Origin of the sequence: Motilimonas cestriensis (assembly GCF_021295315.1) — a bacterium.
Classification (GTDB): Bacteria; Pseudomonadota; Gammaproteobacteria; order Enterobacterales; family CBDFNC01; genus Motilimonas; species Motilimonas cestriensis.
Genome location: NZ_JAIMJA010000006.1, coordinates 1 through 24,377 on the forward strand (window position 1 = coordinate 1; position 24,377 = coordinate 24,377).

The window sequence follows — 24,377 nt, forward strand, 5'->3', positions numbered from 1 at the left end:
ATTCTTTGCAATGTCGATGGCGAATAAGTTAGATTTCTTCATGTATGGACTCCCTTGGTAAAGTAATTTTTCGTCACTTTATTTATACCGCATCTCCCGCGTGGGGAGGAGTCCATACATCTCCCACGGGGTATTCCACAAAGCGTTATACAACAAAGTGTTATCCAACAAAGCGCATTGATAAATCAACGGCTTGCACATGCTTGGTTAACGCGCCAACCGAGATAAAATCCACGCCGGTTTCAGCAAAGGTGGCGATGGTGGTTAAATCCACATTACCTGACACTTCTAGTTTGGTGTCGCCATGATTATTGGCAACGGCTTGCTCCATCATCGGCACGGTGAAGTTATCTAGCATCACCACATCGGCCTTGGCAGCCAATGCTTGGGCAAGTTCTTCGAGGCTTTCCACTTCAACTTCTACTTTTAAACCCGGCTTTAGAGTGCGCGCTTGGTTAATGGCCTCTGCAATGCCGCCACAGGCTAGAATATGGTTTTCTTTAATTAGGTAAGCGTCATACAAACCAATGCGGTGATTGTTACCGCCGCCGCAAGTTACGGCATATTTAGATGCGTTACGCAGGCCGGGCAAGGTTTTACGTGTATCTAACAATTTACATTGGGTGTGGGCAATTTTACTGGCGTATTCATGGGTCGCGGTGGCAATGCCTGATAAAGTTTGAATGAAGTTTAATGCGCTGCGTTCACCCGTTAGTAAGGTGCGAGCCGGGCCAGATAAATGGCAAAGCACTTGATTTGGCGTAACGAGGTCGCCGTCTTTAACTTGCCAATCAATGGTGACGCTGCTGCCAAGTTGTTTAAACACTTCATCGGCCCAGGCTTGGCCACAAAACACCGCGGGTTCACGGCTGATAATGGTCGCTTTAGCTTGAGTGTCTGCAGCAATTAAGTTCGCGGTAATATCGCCGACGTCAGCGCTTAGGCCGTTTAAATCTTCAGTGAGGGCGAGGGTGACGCTTTGGGCGATTTCTTGCTGGTTCATGCTATGTCCTGTCGGGCGGATAAAGTTAATTAAAGCTGATGGTCAGCTCGTTACCTTGTTGTACTAACTTAAACTGGCGCAGTACATTCATACCAAGCAGCACAGTGTCGTCGTCCATATAAGGGTTTATTTGCGCGCGGAGATCGTACAATGTTAGCGACCCTAAGCTCAAGCTTTTAATCTCGGTTGAATAGACGGAAATAATGCCATTAGCGGTGCTGACTTGGCTGGCATAGCCGCGCGTTAAACCCAGTTGGTCGGCAATATGCTGCGGCAACACAGTTGAGGTCGCGCCAGTATCCAGCATAAAAGTGACCTTTTGCCCGTCAATCAGGCCATCAACCACGTAATGGCCTTGGCGATTTTGCACTAAGGTAATGCTGCCTTGTTGGGTTTGATTATTTAGCTGGCCGTTAGGATTATATTCGCGGGCTATTTTGCTATCAAAATATTGATAACTCAGGCCACCTAAGCACAGCCAAGCAATTACCCACATCCATTTACTTACTTTTTTTGGTGCATTGTGTTCCGGCAATTCCATGACTTCCTCATCTATTCTTTTCGGCTTATTTACACCCAATCAACCTAGAGATGCTTGAAACATGCATCTTCAAGGTGATTGGGTATATAACCCAGCGAAATCTAATACGGGTTAATTGCTACTCTTACTAAAACCTGCTTACCTTGATAATTACGCGCTTTACTTGAAAAGACAACCTGTCTTAGCAGATCAGACTTTAGTTAAGGTGTTGGAAATGGCAGGATATGCGCATTAATGGCATTGAGTTTAGGAAATGTATGTCTGTTACTATCGATAGCCAAGGCATGATAGCGCAAGCCCGCCAAGTGCCTTCGCCCTTTTGTGATTTTCGCCCGCTGGAGGCGTCCATTTCTTTGCTGGTGATCCATTCCATCAGTCTGCCGCCGGCACAATTTGGTGGGCCGTTCATCGACCAATTATTTACCGGTCAGCTTAATCCGAGTGAGCATCCATACTTTGAGATTATTCACCAATTTAAAGTGTCCGCCCATGCTCTGATCCGCCGTGACGGTGAATTAGTACAATACGTGCCGCTGAATAAACGGGCTTGGCATGCCGGCGTGTCTGAGTTTTCCGGACAAGAAAAATGTAATGATTTCTCCATTGGTATTGAGCTTGAGGGCACCGATGACAGCGAGTTTACCGATGCGCAATATCAAACCTTAACTAAGCTAACCAAAGCCATTTTAACGCGTTACCCTTTGATTACTCCGCAGCGGATCACCGGCCATAGTGACATCGCCCCAGGGCGCAAAACCGACCCCGGCACTGGATTTGATTGGCAGCGATATTTGCAAGGTTGGGCTGTGAATTAATATCACGCTATTACCGGCGTTCCGAAGGGTAAATTATGCTGGTGTTCATGTAGGAGATGAGCTTGCTCAGCGAGCACCAGATATTCCCTGAGCAAGCTCAGGTCCTACAAAAAAACACCAATCAACCCGCTCAACATACAAGGAGGTGAGCTTGCTCAGCGAGCACCAGACATTCCCTGAGCAAGCTCAGGTCCTACAAAAATGCGAATCAACAAGTTCACATACAAGGAGATGTATGCTGCGATTTATCTGAGATTGTGCCTGTCATTTTATCGCCCCATTACTAGGGCTCCTAGGTTGGGCGGTAACTTGCTTTTAATAAAGTTGTCAAAATGTGCTGTTAGGGTTGAGCGAATGTAAAATAAGTTCATTGGTCTGACCTATATAAGTCGTTTAAATGTCAAATTGACTAATTTCCTTTGATCAAGATCAGCTTTTCGCTAGACAAAATGTTAGCGCTTTGCTATTTTTTGCCGCAAATGAAATTGGTAATACCAATTGCTCTAAAAGTGCTCTTAAAGAGAAACCATGGCCTATCAAAAGATAAAACAGCCTAAAATTGCCGACGTGATTGAAGCGCAATTGGAAAGCATGATTCTGGAAGGGAGCTTAAATCCCGGTCAGAAGCTGCCGCCTGAGCGTGAATTAGCCAAGCAATTTGATGTTTCCAGGCCATCTCTTCGTGAAGCGATTCAACGCCTTGAAGCGCGTGGTTTGCTCACTCGTCGTCATGGCGGTGGCACCTTTGTTGGCGCCGAGCTCAGACAAGGATTAACCGATCCTTTGTACGACTTGCTCAACTCAACGCCTGAATCACAATATGATTTATTAGAATTTCGTCATGCCCTTGAAGGTATTTCGGCGTTTTATGCGGCGCTGCGTGGCACCGAAACCGATTTTGAGCAAATTCGCCAAACCTTCTCTAATATAGAGCAGGTGCAATTAAATCAAGATCTTGAAGCAGAAGCAAAAGTGGTAGTGGCGTTTTATTTAGCCATCGTCGAAGCCTCTCATAATTTGGTATTGATGCATTTGATGCGCGGTTTATTACCGTTATTAGAGCAAAACGTATTACACAATTTAGAACAACTGCAGCGCCGTCCGGAAATTACCGAAGCAATTCGTGAGCACCGGAAAATGCTGCTTGATGCGATTTTGGGCAAAGCGCCTAAAAAAGCCAGAGATGCGTCAGATCGCCATCTGGTTTTTATTGAAGAAACCCTGCTTGAAATCAGCCGTGAAGAAAACCGCCTTGAGCGCTCTTTACGTCGAATTCAGCAAATTAAAGAATAACTGGGTGTGAATAATCACACTTTCGTTTGTGCGTGAAAGCAGTCACGTTATCGTGAATAACAAATAGGAAACTGCCATGTCAGATATCCAGAAGCAAGATCTCGATCCACAGGAAACTGCGGAATGGTTAGAGGCTTTAGAAGCGGTCATTTCAGAAGAAGGTACTGAGCGTGCTCACTACTTACTTGAAAAGCTAGCTGATAAAACACGTCGTAGCGGTGGTCACTTGCCGTTTGACGCGACCACAGCTTATGTTAATACCATCCCACCGGGTCAAGAGCCACACATGTCTGGCGACATGGCGTTAGAGCGTCGTATCCGCGCTATCGTGCGTTGGAATGCGTTAGCGATGGTATTACGTGCATCGAAGAAAGATTTAGACCTAGGTGGTCACATCTCAAGCTTCGCGTCTTCTGCTACGTTATACGATGTAGGTTTTAACCACTTTTTCCGTGGTCCAAACGAACAAGACGGCGGCGATTTAGTTTACTTCCAAGGCCATATCTCTCCGGGTATCTACTCGCGTGCATTCCTTGAAGGCCGTTTGACAGAAGAGCAGCTAGACCATTTCCGTCAAGAAGTAGACGGTAAAGGTTTACCTTCTTACCCACATCCTAAGTTACTACCTGATTTTTGGCAGTTCCCTACGGTATCTATGGGTCTGGGTCCAATCTCAGCTATTTACCAAGCACGTTTCCTTAAATACCTAACAGACCGTGGCATTAAAGACTGTTCACAACAGCGCGTTTACTGTTACTTAGGTGACGGTGAGTGTGATGAGCCTGAATCATTAGGTGCTATCGGCATGGCTGCACGTGAAGGCCTAGATAACCTATGTTTCGTTATCAACTGTAACCTACAGCGTCTAGACGGCCCAGTTCGTGGTAACTCTAAGATTATTCAAGAGCTTGAAGGTACCTTCCGCGGCGCCGGCTGGGAAGTGCTAAAAGTTATCTGGGGTCGCTACTGGGATCCACTATTAGCACAAGACAAGTCAGGTAAACTGCTGCAGCTAATGGAAGAAACCGTAGACGGTGAATACCAAAACTTTAAAGCCAAAGGCGGCGCGTACACACGTGAGCACTTCTTTGGTAAGTACCCAGAAACGGCCGAAATGGTTGCTAACATGTCAGATGAAGATATCTGGCGTCTAAACCGTGGTGGTCACGACCCATACAAGGTTTACGCAGCTTACAAAAAAGCGGCTGAAACCAAAGGCCGTCCAACGGTTATCTTAGCTAAAACCGTTAAAGGTTACGGTATGGGCGCAGCAGGCGAAGGTAAAAACATCGCTCACGGCGTGAAGAAAATGGATCTAGAAGCGATCAGGCACTACCGTGACCGTTTCAATATTCCAATTTCGGATGAAGATTTACCTAACATTCCTTACTACAACCCGGGTCCAGATTCGGAAGAAGTAAGATACATGAAGGCGCGCCGTGAAGCCCTAAAAGGTTTCTTGCCACAGCGTCGTATTAACTCTGACATTGAAATGCCGATCCCACCAGTGAATGCATTTGATGCGGTACTAAAAGGCTCAAACGGGCGTGAAATTTCAACTACCATGGCGTTTGTGCGTATCCTAACGGTACTGCTAAAAGACAAGCAAATTGGTAAGCGTATTGTGCCTATCATCCCTGATGAAGCACGTACTTTTGGTATGGAAGGTCTGTTCCGTCAAGTGGGTATTTACTCACGTCAAGGTCAGAAATACACCCCACAAGATAAAGACCAAGTGGCTTACTACAAAGAAGACATTAAAGGTCAAGTACTGCAAGAAGGTATTAACGAGCTAGGTGCGAAAGCAGATTGGGTTGCCGCGGCGACATCATACAGCACCAACAACAGCCCGATGATCCCATTCTACATCTACTACTCTATGTTTGGTTTCCAACGTGTTGGCGACATGGCATGGTTAGCGGGTGACCAACAAGCACGTGGTTTTGTGATTGGTGGTACTGCAGGTCGTACTACATTAAACGGTGAAGGTTTACAGCACGAAGATGGTCACTCACATGTACAAGCGAACGTGATCCCGAACTGTATCTCTTACGATCCAACGTACGGTTACGAGCTGGCAGTGGTTGTTCAAGACGGCATGAAACGCATGTACGAAGACAACGAGAACATTTACTACTACTTAACGGTAATGAATGAAAACTACGAGCAACCAGCCATGCCAGAAGGTGCGGAAGAAGGTATTCGTAAAGGTATTTACAAGCTAGACGAAGTGAAAGGCCAAGGTAAAGCGAAGATCCAATTGCTAAGCTCGGGTACTATCATGCTGCAAGTTCGCGAAGCGGCTCGCATTCTAGCGGAAGATTACGGCGTTGATGCTAGCGTATTTAGCGCAACCTCATTCAACGAGCTAGCGCGTGATGGTCAAGCGGTTGAGCGTCTAAACATGCTAAACCCACTAGCCGAAGAGCAAGTACCTTACATTACGACTGTTCTTGAAGCTGGCGTACCAACGGTTGCGGCAACGGACTACATGAAAACTTACGCTGACCAAGTACGTGCATACGTACCAGGCCCATACAAGGTATTGGGTACTGATGGTTTCGGCCGCAGTGATAGCCGTGAAAATCTACGTCGTCACTTTGAAGTTAACGCATCTTACGTAGTGGTTGCTGCGTTAGGCGAACTAGCGAAGCAAGGCAGCATTGAGAAATCAGTGGTTGCGGAAGCGATTGCTAAATTCGGCATTGATGTAAACAAAGTTAACCCACTGCACGCATAACAATAGGTATTAAGAGAATGTCTGATATTAAAGAAATTCTGGTTCCTGACATTGGCGCAGACGAAGTCGATGTAACCGAGATTTTAGTCGCCGTGGGTGACACCATTGAAGAAGAGCAAGGCTTGATTTCTGTTGAAGGTGATAAAGCATCAATGGAAGTACCTGCGCCGTTTGGCGGCGTAGTAAAAGAAATCAAAGTAGCAGTTGGCGATAAAGTGTCTGAAGGTACTCTTATCATTACTGTGGAAGCGGCGGGCGGTGCGCCTGCAGCAGAAGCGCCTGCTGCGCAAGAGGCTCCTACGACGCCGACTCCTGAAGCACCAGCTCCAGCAGCCGCAGCGCCAGCTGGCGCAAGCCAACTACTCGAAATCACGGTGCCAGATATTGGCGCTGATGAAGTTGACGTTACTGAGATTTTAGTAGCCGTTGGCGACACTATCGAAGAAGAGCAAGGTTTGATTTCTGTTGAAGGCGACAAAGCATCAATGGAAGTACCGGCGCCATTTGGCGGTGTGGTAAAAGAAATTAAAGTAGCGGTTGGCGATAAAGTGTCTGAAGGCACTTTGATTGTGGTCGTTGAGTCTGGCTCAGCTGCTGCAGAGGCACCAGCTGCTCAAGCAGCGCCTGCACCCGTTGCTGAACCTGCTCCTGCAGCTGCGCCAAGTGCTGCATCAACGACTGAGCTTAAAGAAGTTCACGTGCCTGATATCGGCGGCGATGAAGTTGAAGTCACTGAGCTACTTGTTTCAGTTGGCGACACTATCGAAGAAGAAGCGGGTCTACTCACCGTTGAAGGCGATAAGGCTTCAATGGAAGTACCTGCACCGTTTGCGGGTGTAGTAAAAGAGCTAAAAATTAACGTCGGTGACAAGGTATCTGAAGGTACCTTAGTGGCTGTGGTTGAAGTCACGGTTGCAGGTGCACCTGCAACCGCTCAAGCGGCACCTGCTCCTGTTGCTGCAGCGCCTGCACCAGCACAAGCTGCGCCGCAACAAGCTGCACCTAAGCCGCCGCCAGTACCGCATCATCCAAGTGCTGCAGAAAGCAAAGGTTCAGGTACAGTGCATGCTTCACCATCAGTGCGTCGTTTAGCGCGCGAATTTGGTGTTGATTTAACTAAAGTTAAAGGCACAGGTCGTAAAGCTCGCATCATCAAAGAAGACGTACAAGCATATGTGAAATACGAACTGTCACGTCCAAAAGCAACGGCGGCAACGTCAGTTGGCGGCGGTAACGGTTTACAAGTGGTTAAAGCGCCTAAAGTTGATTTCTCTAAATTTGGTGAAATCGAAACCGTTGAAATGTCTCGTATCCAGAAAATTTCTGGTCCTGCGCTACATCGCAACTGGGTGACTATTCCACACGTAACGCAATTTGACGAAGCGGATATCACCGAGCTAGAAGCATTCCGTCAAAGCGAAAACGCGATGAATGCGAAAATCGGTAACGGCATCAAAATTAGCCCACTGATCTTCATCATCAAAGCGGTAGCGAAAGCCCTTGAACTGCATCCTAAGTTCAACACGTCACTATCTGAAGATGGCGAGCACATCATCTACAAGAAATACATCAACATTGGTGTAGCGGTAGATACGCCAAACGGCCTAGTGGTACCGGTTGTTAAAGATGCTAACCGCAAAGGCATTCACGAGCTAAGCCGCGATTTGGCTGAAATCTCTAAGAAAGCACGTGATGGCAAGCTAACAGGTAAAGACATGCAAGGTGGTTCACTGAGTATTTCTAGCCTTGGCGGCATCGGTGGCACGCAGTTTACGCCAATCGTTAATGCGCCAGAAGTGGCTATTTTGGGTGTGTCTAAGTCAGACATGAAGCCAAAATGGAACGGCAAAGAGTTTGAGCCACGCTTGATGGTTCCATTAGCGCTTTCTTACGATCACCGTGTGATTGACGGCGCAGATGGCGCACGTTTCATCACCACAATTAATGGTTTACTGTCTGATTTACGTAAATTAGTCCTGTAAATGTTAAGAGGTCGGCGTTTGCCGACCTTTTTACTTCCATTTTCTTAACATGATTGTAAACTTGTTGGGATTTTTGTACCCCGACAAGCCAAAAGATAAGAGGCCAGAATGAGTAACGAAGTGAAAGCACAGGTAGTTGTGCTAGGATCCGGCCCTGCCGGATATTCTGCCGCGTTTCGCGCTGCAGATTTAGGTTTGGAAACTGTGTTAATCGAAAAATACTCTACCTTAGGTGGTGTATGTCTTAACGTAGGCTGTATTCCTTCAAAAGCCTTGTTACACGTTGCAAAAGTAATTGAAGAAGCCAAAGCCCTTGCTGAGCACGGTGTTATCTTTGGTGAAGCACAAACAGACGTTGATAAAATCCGCATCTGGAAAGATAAAGTAGTTGGCCAACTTACTGGTGGTCTTGGCGGTATGGCTAAGATGCGTAAAGTAAAAGTAGTTGAAGGTTTCGGTAAATTTACTGGTCCTAACTCAATCGAAGTTGAAGGCAAAGACGGTAAAACCACCGTTAACTTTGACAACGCAATCATTGCAGCTGGCTCACGTCCGGTTAAATTACCGTTCATCCCACATGATGACCCACGTATTTGGGATTCAACGGGTGCATTAGAGCTGAAAACAGTTCCTGAGCGTTTACTGGTGCTTGGCGGTGGTATCATTGGTCTAGAAATGGGTCAAGTTTACAGCGCGTTGGGCTCGAACATCGACGTTGTTGAATTTGCTGACCAGCTTATCCCTGCGGCTGATAAAGATGTTATCCAAGTTTATACCAAGCGTGTGAAGAAGAAATTCGACATCATGCTAGAAACTAAAGTAGTCGCCGTTGAAGCCAAAGAAGACGCGATTTACGTGACGTTTGAAGGCAAAAATGCACCTGCTGAGCCAAAAGCATACGACGCAGTATTGGTTGCTGTTGGCCGTGTTCCTAACGGTCTAGGTCTAGATGCAGAGAAAGCGGGCGTAAACGTTACCGAGCGTGGCTTTATCGAAGTTGATAAGCAAATGCGTACTAACGTGCCACACATTCACGCTATCGGCGACATCGTAGGTCAGCCAATGCTAGCGCACAAAGGTGTGCATGAAGGTCACGTAGCGGCAGAAGTGATTGCTGGTAAGAAGCACTACTTCGATCCTAAAGTGATTCCATCAATTGCCTACACTGAGCCAGAAGTTGCTTGGGTTGGTTTAACCGAGAAAGAAGCGAAAGAGCAGGGCGTTAACTACGAGAAAGCAGTATTCCCGTGGGCAGCATCAGGCCGTGCGATTGCATCAGATTGTTCTGACGGCATGACTAAGCTTCTGTTTGATAAAGACACACACCGCGTAATCGGTGGTGCTGTTGTGGGTACTAACGCTGGTGAACTACTTGGCGAAATCGGTTTAGCGATTGAGCTAGGTGCTGATGCAGAAGATATCGCGCTAACTATCCATGCTCACCCAACGCTACACGAATCAGTGGGTCTAGCAGCAGAAGTATACGAAGGTTCAATTACTGACCTACCTAACCCGAAAGCGGTTAAGAAGTAATTTAAACTTCAAATACGAATGATAAAAAGCAGCCTCGGCTGCTTTTTTTGTGCCTGTTTGTTGGACACGCTTCCATCTTTGAATTTATCGCCCCATGACTGGGGCTTCCTACGATCCAGTGACTCCCTCGTGGGAGTGGAATTTATTTCGCGAAAGCAGTATGTGCATCATTCGCGATATAAATATCGCGCTCACGCATTTTATAAACTGCGCAGGAATAGTGGACTTGGATGTGTTGAGAAAATAGTAGACTGAGCTTAAGTGGTATTATGTGAGCATATTGAAACACATCAATGAATGTAATGTTATGGCCAAATATTATATTGTTACTGTTAAACTTTTCTCATAATGAAGGATCATAATGTTACCTCAGGTTATTTTACTCAATGGCACTGGCAGCTCAGGCAAGACCAGTATTGCTAAAGAATTACAAGAACAACTGCCACAGCAGTATTTAAACTTCAGTATTGATAGTGTGTTGTACGCACTGCCGCCGAGTGATTTGCAACATATGATCAAAGGCGAGCCGATCACACGTGGCGGTTATGACTACGCTAAGCTAGTGGATGGCTATCATCGCTGCTTACCGGGGTTACTGGATGCTGGTTGCTGCTTAATCATTGATAACGCTTGGATTGATGGCGCAGAGGTGGATGCGTTGCTGACCATGCTTAGCTCGTATCGGGTATTTACTGTTGGCGTGCATTGTGACTTAGCGGTTGCTCAAGCGAGGGAAAAAGCACGAGGCGATCGCGCCATTGGTTTAGCCGAATATGAATTTCCCCTCGTTCATCGCCACTTTAATTATGACTTTACTCTTGATAGTAGTGCTATTTCTCCGGCGCAAGGAGCGCAGCTGATTCTAGACCAGCTGCTCGTCGATTAAAGTTATTAGCCGATTAAAGCTGCTGGCGAAAAGCGCGTGGACTCATGTGATGTGTTTTTCGAAAGCGGGCCGAAAAATTGGTTAATTCAGGGTAGCCCACTAACTCGGCAATATCCTGAATGGGCCAATCAGTACCGCTAAGTAAGCGCTTTGCATGTTTCATGCGCAAGCGGATCAGATGCTGCGATGGGCTTTGCTGGTAGTATTGTTTACAAAGGCGGTGAAAGTGTGGCGCAGAAAAGTGCGCCAGTGCGGCCATTTTATCGACGGTCCAATTAACATCTAACTGCTTTTCGACCTTTTCAAATACCTGCTTTAGTCGTAATTCTTGACGGCTCTGGATCGGCTGTTCACTCAAGCTTGCCTTTAACACTTGCATCATTTGCGCGACCAATAACGGCTGCAGTTTTGAGTGGGCGAGTGTCGGCATGGTTTGCGCTAACACCAGACCATCAATACTGTTTTTAAGCAGCTCGCCATAGGGCATATGTAATAGTTGGATCTGCGGCAAAATATTGGCGACTAAGGGCGAAGTGGGGTGAAGCATCATCCAGGCTAATTGCCATTCTTCACTGGCAAGGGCAATAGTATTGGCAATATGAGGAGGGATCACCAATAAGCTGCCCGGCTCTAATAACCACTCTTCTTGTTGCGTGGTGACTTTACCAGTGCCGCTAAAAGTGAACAATAAAGTAAAAAACTCCGGATCAGGGCGTTCAATGGTGAACTGTTCAACGGATACGCTGGTGCCACATTGTAGAATCTCTTGCTCAGCCAGCGCGATTAAGTCTTCCTGCCCGAGCACTTTTTGTTGGCATTTGGGCGAGATTAAAAAGTGACATTGTGAATAAGGCATAAATCTATAATGATAGTTTTGCATAAGTTGGTGCAAGTTTATCATAATTACTTTTTTCGGCTAGAGCGTATCCTTCGCCTATCTTAAATCTATTCGTGGAAGTCTATCATGAAGTCAGTTTTTCAAGCGGCTGATAGCCAGTTTTGGCGTCAAGTGCGCAGCATTGCTATTCCTGTTGCGGTGCAATCATTGTTGTTTTCCTTACTTGGCCTGATAGACGCCTTAATGGTTGCTACCCTAGGTGATAATGCCGTTGCTGCGGTTGGCTTAGGTGGCCGAGTAACCTTTTTTAATCTGTTGGCGATCATTGGGGCAAGTGCGGGGGTCGCCATTCTCGCCGCACAATATTTTGGTGCGAACAATATTGCCGGGGTTAAGCGGACCTTGGCGCAGTCCTTTATGTTCTCTTTGTTGATCACCTTTCCATTTACTGTGCTGTACTTGGTTGCTCCTGATACTGTGATAGCTTTGGCTGGCGGGGATAGTGAATTTAATGGCTTGGCCACTAACTACTTATTGCTCACTGGCTGGACCGTGATATTAACGGCAATCGCGGTACCGATTGAGTCGATGCTGCGCGCGGTGGGTGAAGCAAAAATGCCCACTTACATCAGTGTGTTCGCGGTATTTCTAAACGCGGCCTTAAATGCCTTGCTGATTTTTGGTTTATGGGGCTTTCCTGAGTGGGGCGTAATGGGCGCCGCAGTGGGCACGGCGGTGTCGCGTTTGGTGCAAACCATTATGCTGGTGGTTTACATGCTGAAATGGCGTGGTCATTACGCACCAGTGTTACAAGATTTTAAAGACGGCTTAGTGAAAAAAGCGCGTCAACGTTACTTGAGCATTTCTATTCCAGCCATGTTGCAAAATGGGGGGTGGGCTCTTGGCACCGTGACATATAGCTTTTTACTTGGCCATATCAGCGTCAGTGCCCTTGCGGTAATGAGTATTTTAGGGCCGATTGAATCTGTGGTGTTATCGGGATTTTTCGGTTTGGGAGTTGCGACTGCGACCTTGGTAGGACAAGAATTAGGCGCCGAGCAATACGATCGCGCTTGGAACAAAGCGTGGCTGTTGATTATTACTGGTGTTGGAACGGCGTTTTGCATTGGGCCACTGGCGTATTTTGGTCAAGCGGGGATTCAACATGCTCTGGTTTATTTAAATACGCCAGAGCTGGACATTGCCTTACAAGTGCTATTAATTTTGGCTTTTGCCATTCCATTACGGGTGTTTAACATGATGGGTATTTCCGGTGCACTGCGCAGTGGGGGGGACATGAAATACGCCGCCTTTATCGATATTTTCGGTTTATGGGGCATCGGCATTCCTATCGCCTTGTTCACTATTTTTGTTTTAGGTTGGCCACTGCCGTGGGTGATATTAGCGATTTTGACCGAAGAAGTGGTGAAGATTGTGCTGGTGCTAAGACGTATCCACGGCAAGCGTTGGTTAGCCAATTTGGTCAATGAGCCAGATGCTGCGCCTGCGATCGCGCTGTAAATTTTTATGTTGTAGGCCCCAGTAATGGGGCGATTTGATCACCTTCTTTATCGCTGCATTACTGCAGCTCCTTGTATGTTAAGCTAGTTGATTGGTGTTTTTTGTAGGACATGAGCTTGCTCAGGGAATTTGTGATATTCGCAGAGCAAGCTCTGCTCCTACTGGCTTGAGCCTACGAGTTATGCTTGCCCTGATTCCCTTTTTTTTCGAACACTAAAAAACCCCTTGATCAAAAGTGAAAAATATATCAAGCTAACTGTATCGGTGAATTAATACAGTGGTTATATTGATGATACACTTGTTACAGGTTAACCCCAGCTCGGGCGAGCCAATCTATCAACAGCTTACCGAGCAAATTAAGCGATTAATTGCAGCGGGTGTGTTGCTAGAAGGCGATGAACTGCCCTCCGTGCGACAAGTTGCAAGCAGTTTATCAATCAACCCCATGACGGTGTCGCGCAGTTATCAAATGCTGCTGAGTGAAGGCTTAGTGCTACGCCCACGCGGACAAAAAATGCGGGTAGCACAAGCTCAGGCTAGTGATGAACAAGCGCGTAGCGAGATGTTACAGCCCTTGGTCGATGACTTAGTAAAGCAAGCCAAGCAGTTACAACTTGAGTTAAGCGCAGTGCAAAGCTTGCTGGCGCAGAGCTGGAATAGCGTGACGATCCCATCAGATGATGCAGATAACTAATTTCAATTTAAGCAAGGACGAGATGATGATTAAATGCCGTAATTTACAAGCTAAGCGACTCGCTTACTTAAACTTTGATTTGGCCGAGGGTAAGATCTTAGGCCTGCTAGGCAAAAATGGCGCAGGTAAAACCACACTGATCCGCACTTTATTGGGCTTTAATAAAGTCAATGAAGGCGCCGAGCTGGAGGTGTTGGGCTATCAACCGGGTGCTTGGCCACAAGAATTAAAAAACGACATCGGCTATGTGCCGCAGCGTTTTGCCGGCTTTGATGGCTTGACCATAGATGAAGCCATCGCCACGGTGAAGCCTTTTTATCAAGATTGGGATGATGCCTTTGCCGAAAAGTTATTAGCGGAATACGGCTTGCCGCGCTGGATCAAAATTCGCAAACTATCGGAAGGTGAAAAGCAGCAATTTAGTATCGTGCTGGCGATGGCGTATCGCCCCAAATTACTGATTTTAGACGAGCCCGTTGCTAGCCTTGACCCGTTAGCGCGGCGTCAGTTTATCGAGCAGTTAATTGATAACCATTGTGAGACGGGCACTACGGTTGTCTTTGCCAGCCATATCACCTCAGATATTGAGCGCATTGCCTCTGACGTATTACTGATCAAAGAGGGCAAGGCTATGATTAGTGGTGATTTAGACGATATTCGTGCCAATTTGGTTAAGGTGAATTGCCGCGAAACGGCGTTTGCTAAATTAGATCTTGCTCCATTTAAGCCGCTATCCCACTCGCAAACCGGGGCAGACCACCAGTTTTTATGTGACGCCGCAGGTCAAAATATCGCAGCCTTGTTAACCGCCAAAGGCTTGCAACAGGTGCAAGTGTCGCACCTGAATTTGGAAGACTTATTTTTGGAGTTGCACGCATGAAATCTGACATGATGAAAGCGAATCAAGGCGCGGCTAACTGGTTTAATAAAGACATCTTCTATGCCCTGATTGCGCCGACTTTTGCCAGTCGGTTGGGTTTAACTGTGTTTGTTTTGGCGCAGCTGACCATTGTTGTGCTGATGCTAAAACAAATGAATGTCGGCGGCGTGCTTATGTTTTGGTGTTTGCTCTCGACACTGGTGAGTGCAGGACTGATTCGACCTTTATTGCAGCGCTTTGAACAGGCCCATAGCTTGCGGCTACAACCTTACTTTTATCGCCATTTTGTAGTTGTATTAACCTTGATAGCGGCAGTGTTTGCTTTATTGCCCCTTACCCTGTTTTTACTGCAATACCAAGCTTACAACCTAATCAGTATTTGGCTCGTTTCCGTCAGTGGCGCTTTGGCTGGCATGTGGGTAAACGATGACTGGCAGCAAGAAAATGTGATGAACTGAGTTATTAGATTTCTTTGGATATTGGTTTTTGTCGCTATTTGGATTGGCGTACTCCAGTCGCCTGAAACAGTGGAAGCAATCGTACAAGGTGAGTTACCTGAGGTGGTGCTGGGATGTTATATCTTGAGTGCATTTTATTTGCTGTCACCTTATGTTTCAGACCGGAAAGAGTCAAAAACGCCATCTCAAATTACCCCCCGCGTAAGTAAGTCATGGTTACCGATTCGGTTACGTTTGCTATTAAGTATGAGTGAGCAACAGGTGGTGTTCGGCGCTTTTCTTCCTCTGCTGTCTTCAATCGGTTTATTGATTACCTATTGGCTTGGTTTGGATTATATGTCTTGGGGCATATGCTTTTTTACTTTATTCACGCTCAGCATAGGCGGCTTATTACCAAACAGGTGGCACATTCGTTTTCAAGCTAAACCTGAGTTGTTTGAACGGCTGGCATTTACCTTGGCGATTAACCCCCACCAAGCCCAGCGTCAGCTATACCAAAGTATCTTAACCTTGTTTTTTATTGTGGTGGCTATCAGTGCAGTACCGATGACGATTTTAGCTATCGTCAGTAATAACGTGCTTGTGTTAGGGGGGCTCTTGTTTATTTGTACTGCGATGCTTTTGATTGACGCTATGCAACATCAATTTGAGATGTTTGCCACCGTAGTTATTATTACGTTGATTGGCTTGGGTGCTGTTATGTTTTTTACTCTGTCCTTTAGTGCACTACCTTTAACCATTTTGGCTAGCTTGTATTTCTTTGCCAGTCTTGGCTATTGCTACTTTAAACCACCCCAAGCGCCATTTAGCCGATAAATCGCAGCATAACTGATGCCCCTTGTAGGTTGAGCTTGTTGGTGGGTGTTTTTTGTAGGACCTGAGCTTGCTCAGGGAATAGCTGATGTTCGCTGAGCAAGCTCAGCTCCTACCGGTCACAAATCCTCTATATTGGCTAAATAATCCTGCGCCTGAGCTAAGATACTTTGCTGTTGCTCGGGCGTTTGTTTATCCCAATTGCGATACACCATGCCAATGCGCGGGTTGTTGGCTAAGCGCTCGCGGTGTTTAATCATAAACTGCCAATATAAGCTGTTAAACGGGCAGGCGTATTCGCCATCACGCTGTTTGACTTGATAGTGGCAACCTTTGCAGTAATCACTCATTTTGTTGATGTAATTGCCGCTGGCGGCGTAGGGCTTAGTGGCAATAATGCCGCCGTCGGCAAACTGGCTCATGCCGCGGGTGTTGGGCATTTCTACCCATTCAATGGCGTCGATATAAATGCCTAGATACCACTCATCCATGGCATCGGGGTGAATACCAGTGAGCAGGGCGAAATTGCCGGTGATCATTAAACGCTGAATATGATGAGCGTAGCTGGTTTCAAGGGATTGCTTAATGGCATGGCCCATGCAGTTCATCTTGGTGTTACCGTGCCAATAAAATGCGGGCAGGGCGCGCTGGGCATCGAGGCTATTTAGCTCGCTATAATGGGGCATATTGGCCCAATACACGCCGCGTACGTATTCGCGCCAGCCTAAAATTTGCCTTACAAAACCTTCCACTTGCGCCAAGCTAATGTGCTCGGGGCGCTGCTCAAACGCGCTAATGGCCGCTTGAATCACTTGCATTGGATGTAAGATTTTTGCATTGAGGGCAAAGGATAAGCGCGAATGATACAAGCTCCATTGATGTGGGCTGTGGGCGGTCATCGCATCTTGAAATTGGCCAAAATTTGGTAAGCAGTGTTGGCAGAAATAATCCAATAACGCCAACGATTGCTTGCGGTTAATCGGCCAAGGTAAGTGCTCAGCTACTTCACCTATGGTGTTAATTTGATGGCGCTTAAGGCGGGCTAAAATTTCTTCAATCGGGTTGTCAAATAGTAGGGGCGCGGGAATGTTAGCTAAATCGGCGGGCTTAAATTTATTGCGGTTTTGCGCGTCGTAATTCCACTTTCCACCCAGAGGCTTGCCATCATCTTCCATCAGCAGGTTAAAGCGTTTGCGCAGCTTGCGATAAAAGCCTTCCATTAATACATGTTTATTTGGGGCGAAATAATCACCTAGCTCGCAAAAAGGCACTAAAAAATGTTCGCAGTCCCACTCACCAATATCCACCTTGTCTATTTGTAGATTAAGAAGCTGTTGGCGCAAACGATATTCATCGGGACGTTGAAACTGTAACTGGCTAATTGAGTGTTGTTGGCACAGCTGAGTGAGTAAATCGGGTAAGTCTTGATAAACTTGACTGTCATCTAAGGTTAAATGTAGCACCTGATGGCCTGCTTGGCGCAGCGCATGGGCAAAGCCTTGCATCGCAGCAAAAAACGCGCACACCTTTTGCACGTGATGCACCACATAATCGGTTTCTTGTTTTAGCTCGGCAATCAAATAAAGCACGCCATCATCTTTGCTTTTATACCAAGAGTGATGGGCGTTGAGCTGATCGCCTAAAATAAGGCGCAGGGTGTGGTAGTTTGCCATAGTGATTGCAATATCCGCGTGCGTTTAACTTAAGTTGAGTGTAGTTAAACGCAGCGGGTGGTCGATCAGATCTTTATTGCGTTGGCTCGCGGTACAAGGTGGCATCTACGCCATTACCGTTGGCTGAGGCGGGGGAAATAAAGATTTGGTAGCTGCTGTTGTTGTCCAAGTAAATGGTTTTGTTTAGCAGTTGGTTAGCTAACACATCTGGGTTTTGCTTGGCTTTGACTACTCGCAGTAAATAACCGCCGGTACTAGTGCTAACCGAGCGGGTCGGCGAGACAAAGCCATACTTTAATTCGGAAATTTGTTTGTAGTTGTCGAGGTAAATATCCACTTCCTGGGCATAGCTAGGCAACACATGAATAAAGCGGGTACGGACATAGCCATTGCCAACGTTGCTAGTAAAAATCTGGCTGGTTTTCATTAAGGGCCGAGTGAAGCCAGAGCTGCTTACGTCACCATATTGATACAGTAAGTATTGCATGCCTTGTTGCAAGGTGACGCGGTGAGTAGTCACTATGTCTTCACGGCTATTAGAATCGACGGCTTTAATTAAATAATCGCGTTGATTGTCGTTGCCTAAGTCAAACTTAACTTGCTGAGATACTTCGCGATAATTAAGATTTTGCACCAGATCATTGGTCCAAACTCCTTTTTCATCGGTGTTTTGCACATCGATCTGTGGCGCAACAAAATTGATGGCGCGAAATTGGGTTTCATTGCGCCAAATATCGCCACTCGTGATACTAAAATCGCAGCCACTGAGCAGCAAGAAAGTGGCAGCTACGAGCAGTCCTTTGAATTGGTTTGACATTTTGATTCCTTGGGCATTAGTTTCAATCACTTTTGCTATATTATCGCGATTAGCAGCGTTTCGATAATATTATCAAATCTTGCCTTAACCGATATTGAATGCAGCAATAATTGCACCCGCATTGATTGTAGGTATGATAGCGATTTCTTTTTGTGCTACCTCTGATGGCAAATTTTGGAATGGGTAAATCATGCTACTAATGATCGATAACTACGACTCCTTTACCTACAACCTTTACCAGTATTTTGGTGAGCTAGGGGTTGAGATGATCGTGAAACGCAACGATCAAATCTCTTTAAAAGAAATAAAAGATATGGCGCCGGAGCATTTAGTGATCTCTCCCGGCCCTTGTACGCCAAACGATGCCGGTATTTCATTAGCGGCCATTGAACGCTTTGCCGGTGAGATTCCTTTGCTTGGCGTCTGCTTAGGGCATCAAAGTATTGGCCAAGTGTTTGGCGCTAAGGTCGTGCGTGCGAATAAGGTGATGCACGGTAAGACTTGCCCTATTATTCATGATGGTCTCGGCGTTTTTACCGGCCTTGAAAATCCGTTAACCGTGACGCGATATCATAGCTTAGTACTTGAGCCGGAATCCTTACCTGATTGTTTTGAACTCAGCGCTTATACCGAGCATTTAGGGCCGCGAGAAATCATGGCTATTCGCCATAAAACCTTGGCGGTGGAAGGGGTGCAGTTTCATCCAGAGAGCATTTTGTCGCAGCAAGGATTACAGTTGTTAGATAACTTTATTCGCTTGGTTAAATAGATATTCTGCTAATATGAATTTTTATTCATTTTGTCACATTTTATTCCTAGATTTATTGGGTTTGTTCGGTTACTTTATTCAATAAAGGTGACTTAATATTTACTTTTTATAACGAAAGCGTTTGTTTGTCAGCGTTGTTTTTTCGTTAAAATATTGTCGATTTTCAAATTTGCCCACATAATTAACAAAACATTAACATAGCGTGGTTGTTTGTTCTGTTTTCAGGGCGTAATAGTAGAGGGATATAGTGATGTCAGAACACATAGCAGTTTCAAGAGCCTTATTTGATGAGGTCATGGTTCCTAATTATGCGCCTTCGGCGGTGATCCCAGTACGTGGTAAAGGATCACGGGTATGGGATCAACAAGGAAATAACTATATCGACTTTGCTGGTGGCATCGCGGTGAACTGTTTAGGCCATGCGCACCCTGCACTAGTCAGTGCGTTGAAAGAGCAAGGCGAAAAAATTTGGCACGTGAGTAATATTTGGACCAATGAGCCTGCGCTGCGTTTAGCTAAAAAATTAGTTGATGCCACGTTTGCTGAGAAAGTCTTTTTAACCAACTCGGGTGCTGAGGCTAATGAAGCGGCCTTAAAGCTAGCACGTCGTTATAGCATTGAGCATTTTAGTGAAGATAAAGTAGAAATTATTGCCTTTAACCAAGGCTTTCATGGCCGTACTTTCTTCACCGTAACAGCGGGCGGTCAATCGGCTTATTCTGACGGTTTTGGCCCTAAACCAGGCGCGATTACCCACATTAATTACAATGATCTCGCTGCGCTAGAAGCGGCTATCAGCGATAAAACCTGTGCGGTTTTGATTGAACCATTGCAAGGTGAGGGCGGCGTGATCAGTGCCGAGCCCGATTTTATTAAAGGCGTAAGAGCGCTTTGTGATAAACACAATGCGTTATTAATTTTTGATGAAGTGCAAACGGGTGTGGGTAGAACCGGTGAACTGTATGCTTACATGGGCACCGAGGTGGTGCCGGATATTTTAACCACCGCAAAAGCCTTGGGTGGCGGTTTCCCCATTGCAGCAATGTTGACTACGACTAAGATTGCACAAAGCTTAAAAGTAGGCACTCATGGCAGTACTTATGGCGGCAATGCGCTAGCGTGCGCGGTGGCAGAGACTGCGTTTGATTTGGTTAATACAACCGCTATGTTGGCCGGGGTTAAGCAAAAAGAACAGGTATTTAAAGCGCACTTAGCTACACTCAATGAGCAATTTAATCTTTTTGCTGATATTCGTGGTAAAGGGCTATTAATTGGCGCGGAGCTTACCGAGCAATATCACGGTAAGGCGCGTGATATTTTAGTCGCGGCGGCATCGGCGGGTTTAATGATATTAGTGGCGGGGCCAAATGTTTTGCGTTTTGCGCCAGCATTAAATATTACTGACGAAGAAATAGAACTTGGTTTTGCGCGTTTAACCACAGCCATTGCTGAGGTGCTCAAATAGCCATTATTAAGCTAATGTAAATAGTTAGCTCCCCAAGTTTCTGCTTGGGGAAATAAGATGGAGTACGCTTATGCTAGTGATCCGTCCGATTAAAGCCTCAGATTTGCCGCAACTGCTGGAAATGGCAGTAGAGTCAGGTGTGGGGTTTACTTCCCTTCCGGTCAACGAGGCGTTATTGCAGCGCAAAATTGACCACTCTGTTGCCTCCTTTAGTAAAGAAGTGAAACAAGCTGGCGATCAAGGCTATTTGATGGTGGCTGAAGATCTTAGCTCGGGTGATATCATTGGCACCTCTGCCATTGAAGCCGCCGTGGGCATGACCGCCCCTTTTTATAATTATCATGTCGGTAAAGTGGTGCATTCTTCTCCCACTCTGGGGGTGTATAACTTAGTTGAAACTTTAACCTTAAGTAATGATTACACTGGGGTGTCAGAGCTTTGCACCTTGTTTTTGCGTGAGCCTTATCGCAGTGGTCATGCTGGCCGTTTGTTATCACGTTGTCGTTTTTTATTAATGGCAGAGCATCGTAATCGCTTTGCCCGCACCGTGATTGCAGAAATGCGTGGCGTAAGTGATCAAGATGGCCGTTCGCCTTTTTGGGCTTGGCTTGAGCAGCACTTTTTTTCTGTCGATTTCCCTACCGTCGATCATTTAACTGGGCTAGGTAATAAGCAGTTTATTGCCGAATTAATGCCTAAATATCCTATTTATATCAGTTTACTTAGCCCGCAAGCGCAAAAAGTGATCGGCCAAGTACATGAAAAAACCTTGCCCGCCTTAAAGCTATTGGAAAAAGAAGGGTTTCATCAAAATGGCTATATTGACATTTTTGATGCCGGGCCAACCGTTGAATGCCCGATTGAGCATATTCGCTCGGTGCGGGATTGTTTGCGTTTGCAAGTGGAAATTGGCTCACCGATAGACCAAGCTGAATACATAGTGAGCAATATATCTGTCGCCGATTTTCGTGCCGCAGTGGCATCAATTAGCGTGTCGCTTAAATACCATAAAGCGGTGTTAAGTCATGATGTGGCCGATGCGCTTAATGTGGTTGCTGGAGATACAGTAAGAGTGCTGAGTTTGTAGTTTAAGGAGCAGAGGTTGAGCAAGCGTTGCTTATTAAATAGTAAATTAGGCTGTCGATGGCCATTATTTGATAAGTAGATTTAAAGATAGTTTACATACAAACGAATTCAACAAGGAGGCATGATGCATTTAATTAATGGGATCTGGCTCGAAGGGCGCGGCGAACCGGTAGTCTCTGTTAACCCCGCAAATAATGATATCTGCTGGCAAGATTTATCTGCTGACCCTGAGCAGGTTAATCAAGCGGTGCAAGCTGCGCGCGATGCCTTCACTCTCTGGTCACAAACCAGCCTGGCTGAGCGTGAAGCGCTACTCACTCAATTTGCCAAAAAACTCACCAATGCTAAAGGTATGCTAGCGCAAGTCATCGCGAAAGAAACGGGCAAGCCGTTATGGGAAAGTGAAACCGAAGTGGCGGCAATGATCGGTAAAATTGCTATTTCTATCAAAGCGTTTAAAGCGCGTACCGGTGAAATAGAAAACGACATGCCGGGCGCCAAAGCAATGGTGCGCCACAAGCCTCATGGCGTGGTTGCGGTATTTGGGCCTTATAACTTTCCCGGCCATTTACCCAATGGTCATATAGTTCCTGCTTTGTTAGCAGGCAACACTGTGGTGTTTAAACCGTCAGAATTAACCCCGCAAACAGCTGAAATAACGTTAGGCCTATGGTTGCAAGCGGGTCTGCCAGAAGGCGTGATTAATTTAATTCAAGGTGAAGTAAGTACCGGACAAGCGCTAGCCGCACATCCAAATATTGATGGCTTGTTCTTTACTGGTAGCAGCCGTACTGGCCACTTATTACATCAACAGTTTTCCGGCCAACCTGAAAAAATACTGGCGTTAGAAATGGGCGGTAATAACCCGCTTATCGTGGCGAATGTAAAAGATCAGGCGGCTGCGGTGTATAACATTATTCAAAGTGCTTATTTAACCGCTGGTCAGCGTTGTACTTGTGCGCGGCGCTTATATATTCCTAATAATGAGCAAGGGGATGCGTTGTTAAAAGCCTTAATCAAAGGGGTTAAGGCGATAAAGGTCGGTGAATATGATGCACAGCCACAACCGTTTATGGGCGCGGTTATTTCTGCGCAAGCGGCGCAAAATTTGTTATCGGCGCAGCAGGCTTTGGTTGAGCTTGGTGGTAAACAATTAGTGCCGATGACGTTATTGAAAAAAGGAACGGGATTACTTAGCGCGGGCCTAATCGAGGTGAGTAACATTGAATCTTTGCCGGATGAAGAATACTTTGGTCCTTTGCTACAAGTGATACGCTATCAAGATTTCGAGCAAGCCATTACCCTCGCTAACCAAACTCGATTTGGTTTATCTGCGGGATTGTTTGCTGATGACGAATCTTTGTATCAGACTTTTTTTAATAAAATTCGAGCAGGAATAGTGAATTGGAATAAGCCGTTAACGGGAGCCAGTAGCGCCGCGCCATTTGGTGGTATCGGCGCCAGCGGTAATCATAGAGCAAGCGCTTATTATGCCGCCGATTATTGCTCCTATCCTGTGGCGTCGGTCGAAGCTGAACATCTCAGTCTTCCCACCTCCTTAGCGCCCGGACTCAGCGTTTGAGCATCGCAGCCTTAGACGAGGCTGCTTTTTTTGTTTCTTGTTCATGATATTGGAGGGGTTATGGAGCGTGCATTAACAGACTTGTTGGAACATTTATGGCAGCAATTTATCGCGGTGACACCAAGCGCGGTGAAAATTCACCAATTACTTGGCCAAGGTCAGCCTATTCAAAATGATCACATTGCGCTGCGCACTTTTGATTTGCCGAGCGTAGGTCTTGAGGTATTAGCCAGGCCATGGCTTGAGCTGGGCTATCAAGGTCAAGCTGAATACGAGTTTACCAGTAAAAAAATTCATGCTCAGTATTTTTCCCATCCTGATCCCACTGCGCCTTTAATTTTCATTAGTGAACTTAAAACCGCTGAGTTTTCCGATTGTGCTCAGGCCATCATGCGAGATTTAGTGGCGCAGCTTGATAGTAACTTATTAGGCACACCTGAAATGCTTTATAGCGGTGCGCAATGGCGCACTCAATACCATTGTTATCAAGCCTTACTTGAAGAGAGTGAGTATGCCGCTTGGTTGGCTGCTTGGGGCTATCGTGCTAATCATTTTACGGTTAATGTTAATGAGCTAAAAGGCTTTAGCGATCTTGCACAAGTGAACCTAACCTTGCATCAAGCTGGGTTTCATCTCAATACCGCTGGAGGAGAAATTAAGGGGGGCGCCGATGTTTATTTAGCTCAGTCATCTACGGTGGCAGACAAAGCAGAGGTTACTTTTTTAGATGAAACCCATTTAATTCCAAGTTGTTTTTATGAGTTTGCTCAGCGTTATGAACTGCCCAATGGCGAGTTATATCGCGGTTTTGTTGAGGCCTCGGCAGATAAGATTTTTCACAGTACCGATAGCAAAGGATAAAATGAATGCTGTCCCTACTTGGTGCGTCTAACCCAGTAGGAGATGAGCTTGCTCAGCGAACATCACAAATTCCCTGAGCAAGCTCATGTCCTACAAAAAACACCAATCAACTCGCTCAGCATGCAAG

21 protein-coding genes are annotated in these 24,377 nt (G+C 46.1%); 16 read left to right on the top strand and 5 right to left on the bottom strand.

What is annotated here, in order from left to right; translation table 11 throughout:
* Positions 1-160 precede the first annotated feature (160 nt).
* Positions 161-1,003 (bottom strand): carboxylating nicotinate-nucleotide diphosphorylase, encoded by an 843-nt coding sequence (gene nadC, locus K6Y31_RS07180; RefSeq protein WP_233052129.1) that lies wholly within the window; start codon positions 1,001-1,003, stop codon positions 161-163.
* A gap of 25 nt (positions 1,004-1,028) precedes the next feature.
* Positions 1,029-1,544 carry a retropepsin-like aspartic protease family protein gene (locus K6Y31_RS07185; protein ID WP_233052130.1) on the bottom strand — a complete coding sequence of 172 codons (516 nt, stop codon included), beginning with the start codon at positions 1,542-1,544 and terminating at the stop codon, positions 1,029-1,031.
* Positions 1,545-1,801: 257 nt separating this feature from the next.
* Here K6Y31_RS07185 and ampD point away from each other — a divergent pair, with 257 nt between their 5' ends.
* From ampD to K6Y31_RS07215, 6 genes are all read left to right on the top strand, one after another.
* On the top strand, positions 1,802-2,359 hold the full coding sequence (ampD, locus tag K6Y31_RS07190; protein WP_233052131.1) for a 1,6-anhydro-N-acetylmuramyl-L-alanine amidase AmpD: 558 nt from the start codon (positions 1,802-1,804) through the stop codon (positions 2,357-2,359).
* Between the two features lie 528 nt (positions 2,360-2,887).
* The gene (pdhR, locus tag K6Y31_RS07195) at positions 2,888-3,652 is read left to right on the top strand and encodes a pyruvate dehydrogenase complex transcriptional repressor PdhR (RefSeq protein ID WP_232799884.1); all 765 of its coding nucleotides are present in this window, start codon (positions 2,888-2,890) and stop codon (positions 3,650-3,652) included.
* Between the two features lie 76 nt (positions 3,653-3,728).
* The gene (gene aceE, locus K6Y31_RS07200) at positions 3,729-6,392 is read left to right on the top strand and encodes a pyruvate dehydrogenase (acetyl-transferring), homodimeric type (protein WP_233052132.1); all 2,664 of its coding nucleotides are present in this window, start codon (positions 3,729-3,731) and stop codon (positions 6,390-6,392) included.
* A 17-nt stretch (positions 6,393-6,409) separates the two neighbouring features.
* The gene (gene aceF, locus K6Y31_RS07205) at positions 6,410-8,374 is read left to right on the top strand and encodes a pyruvate dehydrogenase complex dihydrolipoyllysine-residue acetyltransferase (RefSeq protein WP_233052133.1); all 1,965 of its coding nucleotides are present in this window, start codon (positions 6,410-6,412) and stop codon (positions 8,372-8,374) included.
* Positions 8,375-8,482: 108 nt separating this feature from the next.
* Positions 8,483-9,907 (top strand): dihydrolipoyl dehydrogenase, encoded by a 1,425-nt coding sequence (gene lpdA, locus K6Y31_RS07210; protein WP_233052134.1) that lies wholly within the window; start codon positions 8,483-8,485, stop codon positions 9,905-9,907.
* Positions 9,908-10,268: 361 nt separating this feature from the next.
* Positions 10,269-10,793, top strand: coding sequence for a chloramphenicol phosphotransferase CPT family protein (locus K6Y31_RS07215; RefSeq protein WP_233052135.1), 525 nt, complete (start codon positions 10,269-10,271; stop codon positions 10,791-10,793).
* Positions 10,794-10,806: 13 nt separating this feature from the next.
* Here K6Y31_RS07215 and K6Y31_RS07220 read toward each other — a convergent pair whose 3' ends face one another.
* Positions 10,807-11,673 (bottom strand): AraC family transcriptional regulator, encoded by an 867-nt coding sequence (locus K6Y31_RS07220; protein ID WP_233052136.1) that lies wholly within the window; start codon positions 11,671-11,673, stop codon positions 10,807-10,809.
* A gap of 84 nt (positions 11,674-11,757) precedes the next feature.
* Between K6Y31_RS07220 and K6Y31_RS07225 the strand changes: the two genes are divergently transcribed.
* The 5 genes from K6Y31_RS07225 (at position 11,758) to K6Y31_RS07245 (ending at position 16,000) form a co-directional block, all read left to right on the top strand.
* Entirely contained in the window at positions 11,758-13,152 is a 1,395-nt protein-coding gene (locus K6Y31_RS07225) for an MATE family efflux transporter (protein ID WP_233052137.1), read from the top strand.
* Positions 13,153-13,441: 289 nt separating this feature from the next.
* Complete coding sequence (locus tag K6Y31_RS07230; RefSeq protein ID WP_233052138.1) at positions 13,442-13,846, top strand: GntR family transcriptional regulator; 405 nt, start codon at positions 13,442-13,444, stop codon at positions 13,844-13,846.
* Positions 13,847-13,868: 22 nt separating this feature from the next.
* The gene (locus K6Y31_RS07235; RefSeq protein ID WP_233052139.1) at positions 13,869-14,726 is read left to right on the top strand and encodes an ABC transporter ATP-binding protein; all 858 of its coding nucleotides are present in this window, start codon (positions 13,869-13,871) and stop codon (positions 14,724-14,726) included.
* Entirely contained in the window at positions 14,723-15,184 is a 462-nt protein-coding gene (locus K6Y31_RS07240; RefSeq protein ID WP_233052140.1) for a hypothetical protein, read from the top strand. The genes K6Y31_RS07235 and K6Y31_RS07240 overlap by 4 nt, the downstream gene beginning before the upstream one ends.
* Before the next feature lie 69 nt (positions 15,185-15,253).
* Positions 15,254-16,000, top strand: coding sequence for a hypothetical protein (locus tag K6Y31_RS07245; RefSeq protein WP_233052141.1), 747 nt, complete (start codon positions 15,254-15,256; stop codon positions 15,998-16,000).
* Positions 16,001-16,116: 116 nt separating this feature from the next.
* Here the strand turns inward: K6Y31_RS07245 and K6Y31_RS07250 are convergent, their stop codons facing one another.
* Positions 16,117-17,670 carry a cryptochrome/photolyase family protein gene (locus K6Y31_RS07250; RefSeq protein ID WP_233052142.1) on the bottom strand — a complete coding sequence of 518 codons (1,554 nt, stop codon included), beginning with the start codon at positions 17,668-17,670 and terminating at the stop codon, positions 16,117-16,119.
* A 73-nt stretch (positions 17,671-17,743) separates the two neighbouring features.
* A complete protein-coding gene (locus K6Y31_RS07255; protein WP_233052143.1) occupies positions 17,744-18,487 on the bottom strand; it encodes a DUF4397 domain-containing protein in 744 nt (247 codons plus the stop codon).
* A 190-nt stretch (positions 18,488-18,677) separates the two neighbouring features.
* Here K6Y31_RS07255 and K6Y31_RS07260 point away from each other — a divergent pair, with 190 nt between their 5' ends.
* The 5 genes from K6Y31_RS07260 (at position 18,678) to K6Y31_RS07280 (ending at position 24,250) form a co-directional block, all read left to right on the top strand.
* Complete coding sequence (locus K6Y31_RS07260; protein ID WP_233052144.1) at positions 18,678-19,256, top strand: anthranilate synthase component II; 579 nt, start codon at positions 18,678-18,680, stop codon at positions 19,254-19,256.
* Between the two features lie 262 nt (positions 19,257-19,518).
* A complete protein-coding gene (locus K6Y31_RS07265) occupies positions 19,519-20,721 on the top strand; it encodes an aspartate aminotransferase family protein (RefSeq protein WP_345790244.1) in 1,203 nt (400 codons plus the stop codon).
* Positions 20,722-20,791: 70 nt separating this feature from the next.
* Positions 20,792-21,808: an arginine N-succinyltransferase gene (gene astA / locus K6Y31_RS07270; RefSeq protein ID WP_233052146.1), complete on the top strand. Its 1,017-nt coding sequence runs from the start codon at positions 20,792-20,794 to the stop codon at positions 21,806-21,808.
* Positions 21,809-21,928: 120 nt separating this feature from the next.
* A complete protein-coding gene (gene astD / locus K6Y31_RS07275) occupies positions 21,929-23,389 on the top strand; it encodes a succinylglutamate-semialdehyde dehydrogenase (RefSeq protein WP_233052147.1) in 1,461 nt (486 codons plus the stop codon).
* Between the two features lie 60 nt (positions 23,390-23,449).
* A complete protein-coding gene (locus tag K6Y31_RS07280; RefSeq protein ID WP_233052148.1) occupies positions 23,450-24,250 on the top strand; it encodes a DUF1338 domain-containing protein in 801 nt (266 codons plus the stop codon).
* Positions 24,251-24,377 lie beyond the last annotated feature (127 nt).

What these genes read in the sequence shown, in the direction of transcription:
- lpdA (WP_233052134.1), top strand. Translation starts at nt 8,483, where the DNA reads ATGAGTAACGAAGTGAAAGCACAGGTAGTTGTGCTAGGATCCGGCCCT.
- K6Y31_RS07185 (WP_233052130.1), bottom strand. Translation starts at nt 1,544, where the DNA reads ATGGAATTGCCGGAACACAATGCACCAAAAAAAGTAAGTAAATGGATG.
- K6Y31_RS07250 (WP_233052142.1), bottom strand. Translation starts at nt 17,670, where the DNA reads ATGGCAAACTACCACACCCTGCGCCTTATTTTAGGCGATCAGCTCAAC.
- K6Y31_RS07280 (WP_233052148.1), top strand. Translation starts at nt 23,450, where the DNA reads ATGGAGCGTGCATTAACAGACTTGTTGGAACATTTATGGCAGCAATTT.
- aceE (WP_233052132.1), top strand. Translation starts at nt 3,729, where the DNA reads ATGTCAGATATCCAGAAGCAAGATCTCGATCCACAGGAAACTGCGGAA.
- K6Y31_RS07240 (WP_233052140.1), top strand. Translation starts at nt 14,723, where the DNA reads ATGAAATCTGACATGATGAAAGCGAATCAAGGCGCGGCTAACTGGTTT.
- aceF (WP_233052133.1), top strand. Translation starts at nt 6,410, where the DNA reads ATGTCTGATATTAAAGAAATTCTGGTTCCTGACATTGGCGCAGACGAA.
- K6Y31_RS07255 (WP_233052143.1), bottom strand. Translation starts at nt 18,487, where the DNA reads ATGTCAAACCAATTCAAAGGACTGCTCGTAGCTGCCACTTTCTTGCTG.
- K6Y31_RS07235 (WP_233052139.1), top strand. Translation starts at nt 13,869, where the DNA reads ATGATGATTAAATGCCGTAATTTACAAGCTAAGCGACTCGCTTACTTA.
- K6Y31_RS07220 (WP_233052136.1), bottom strand. Translation starts at nt 11,673, where the DNA reads ATGCAAAACTATCATTATAGATTTATGCCTTATTCACAATGTCACTTT.
- K6Y31_RS07260 (WP_233052144.1), top strand. Translation starts at nt 18,678, where the DNA reads ATGCTACTAATGATCGATAACTACGACTCCTTTACCTACAACCTTTAC.
- astD (WP_233052147.1), top strand. Translation starts at nt 21,929, where the DNA reads ATGATGCATTTAATTAATGGGATCTGGCTCGAAGGGCGCGGCGAACCG.
- K6Y31_RS07225 (WP_233052137.1), top strand. Translation starts at nt 11,758, where the DNA reads ATGAAGTCAGTTTTTCAAGCGGCTGATAGCCAGTTTTGGCGTCAAGTG.
- astA (WP_233052146.1), top strand. Translation starts at nt 20,792, where the DNA reads ATGCTAGTGATCCGTCCGATTAAAGCCTCAGATTTGCCGCAACTGCTG.
- pdhR (WP_232799884.1), top strand. Translation starts at nt 2,888, where the DNA reads ATGGCCTATCAAAAGATAAAACAGCCTAAAATTGCCGACGTGATTGAA.
- K6Y31_RS07230 (WP_233052138.1), top strand. Translation starts at nt 13,442, where the DNA reads ATGATACACTTGTTACAGGTTAACCCCAGCTCGGGCGAGCCAATCTAT.
- K6Y31_RS07215 (WP_233052135.1), top strand. Translation starts at nt 10,269, where the DNA reads ATGTTACCTCAGGTTATTTTACTCAATGGCACTGGCAGCTCAGGCAAG.
- ampD (WP_233052131.1), top strand. Translation starts at nt 1,802, where the DNA reads ATGTCTGTTACTATCGATAGCCAAGGCATGATAGCGCAAGCCCGCCAA.
- nadC (WP_233052129.1), bottom strand. Translation starts at nt 1,003, where the DNA reads ATGAACCAGCAAGAAATCGCCCAAAGCGTCACCCTCGCCCTCACTGAA.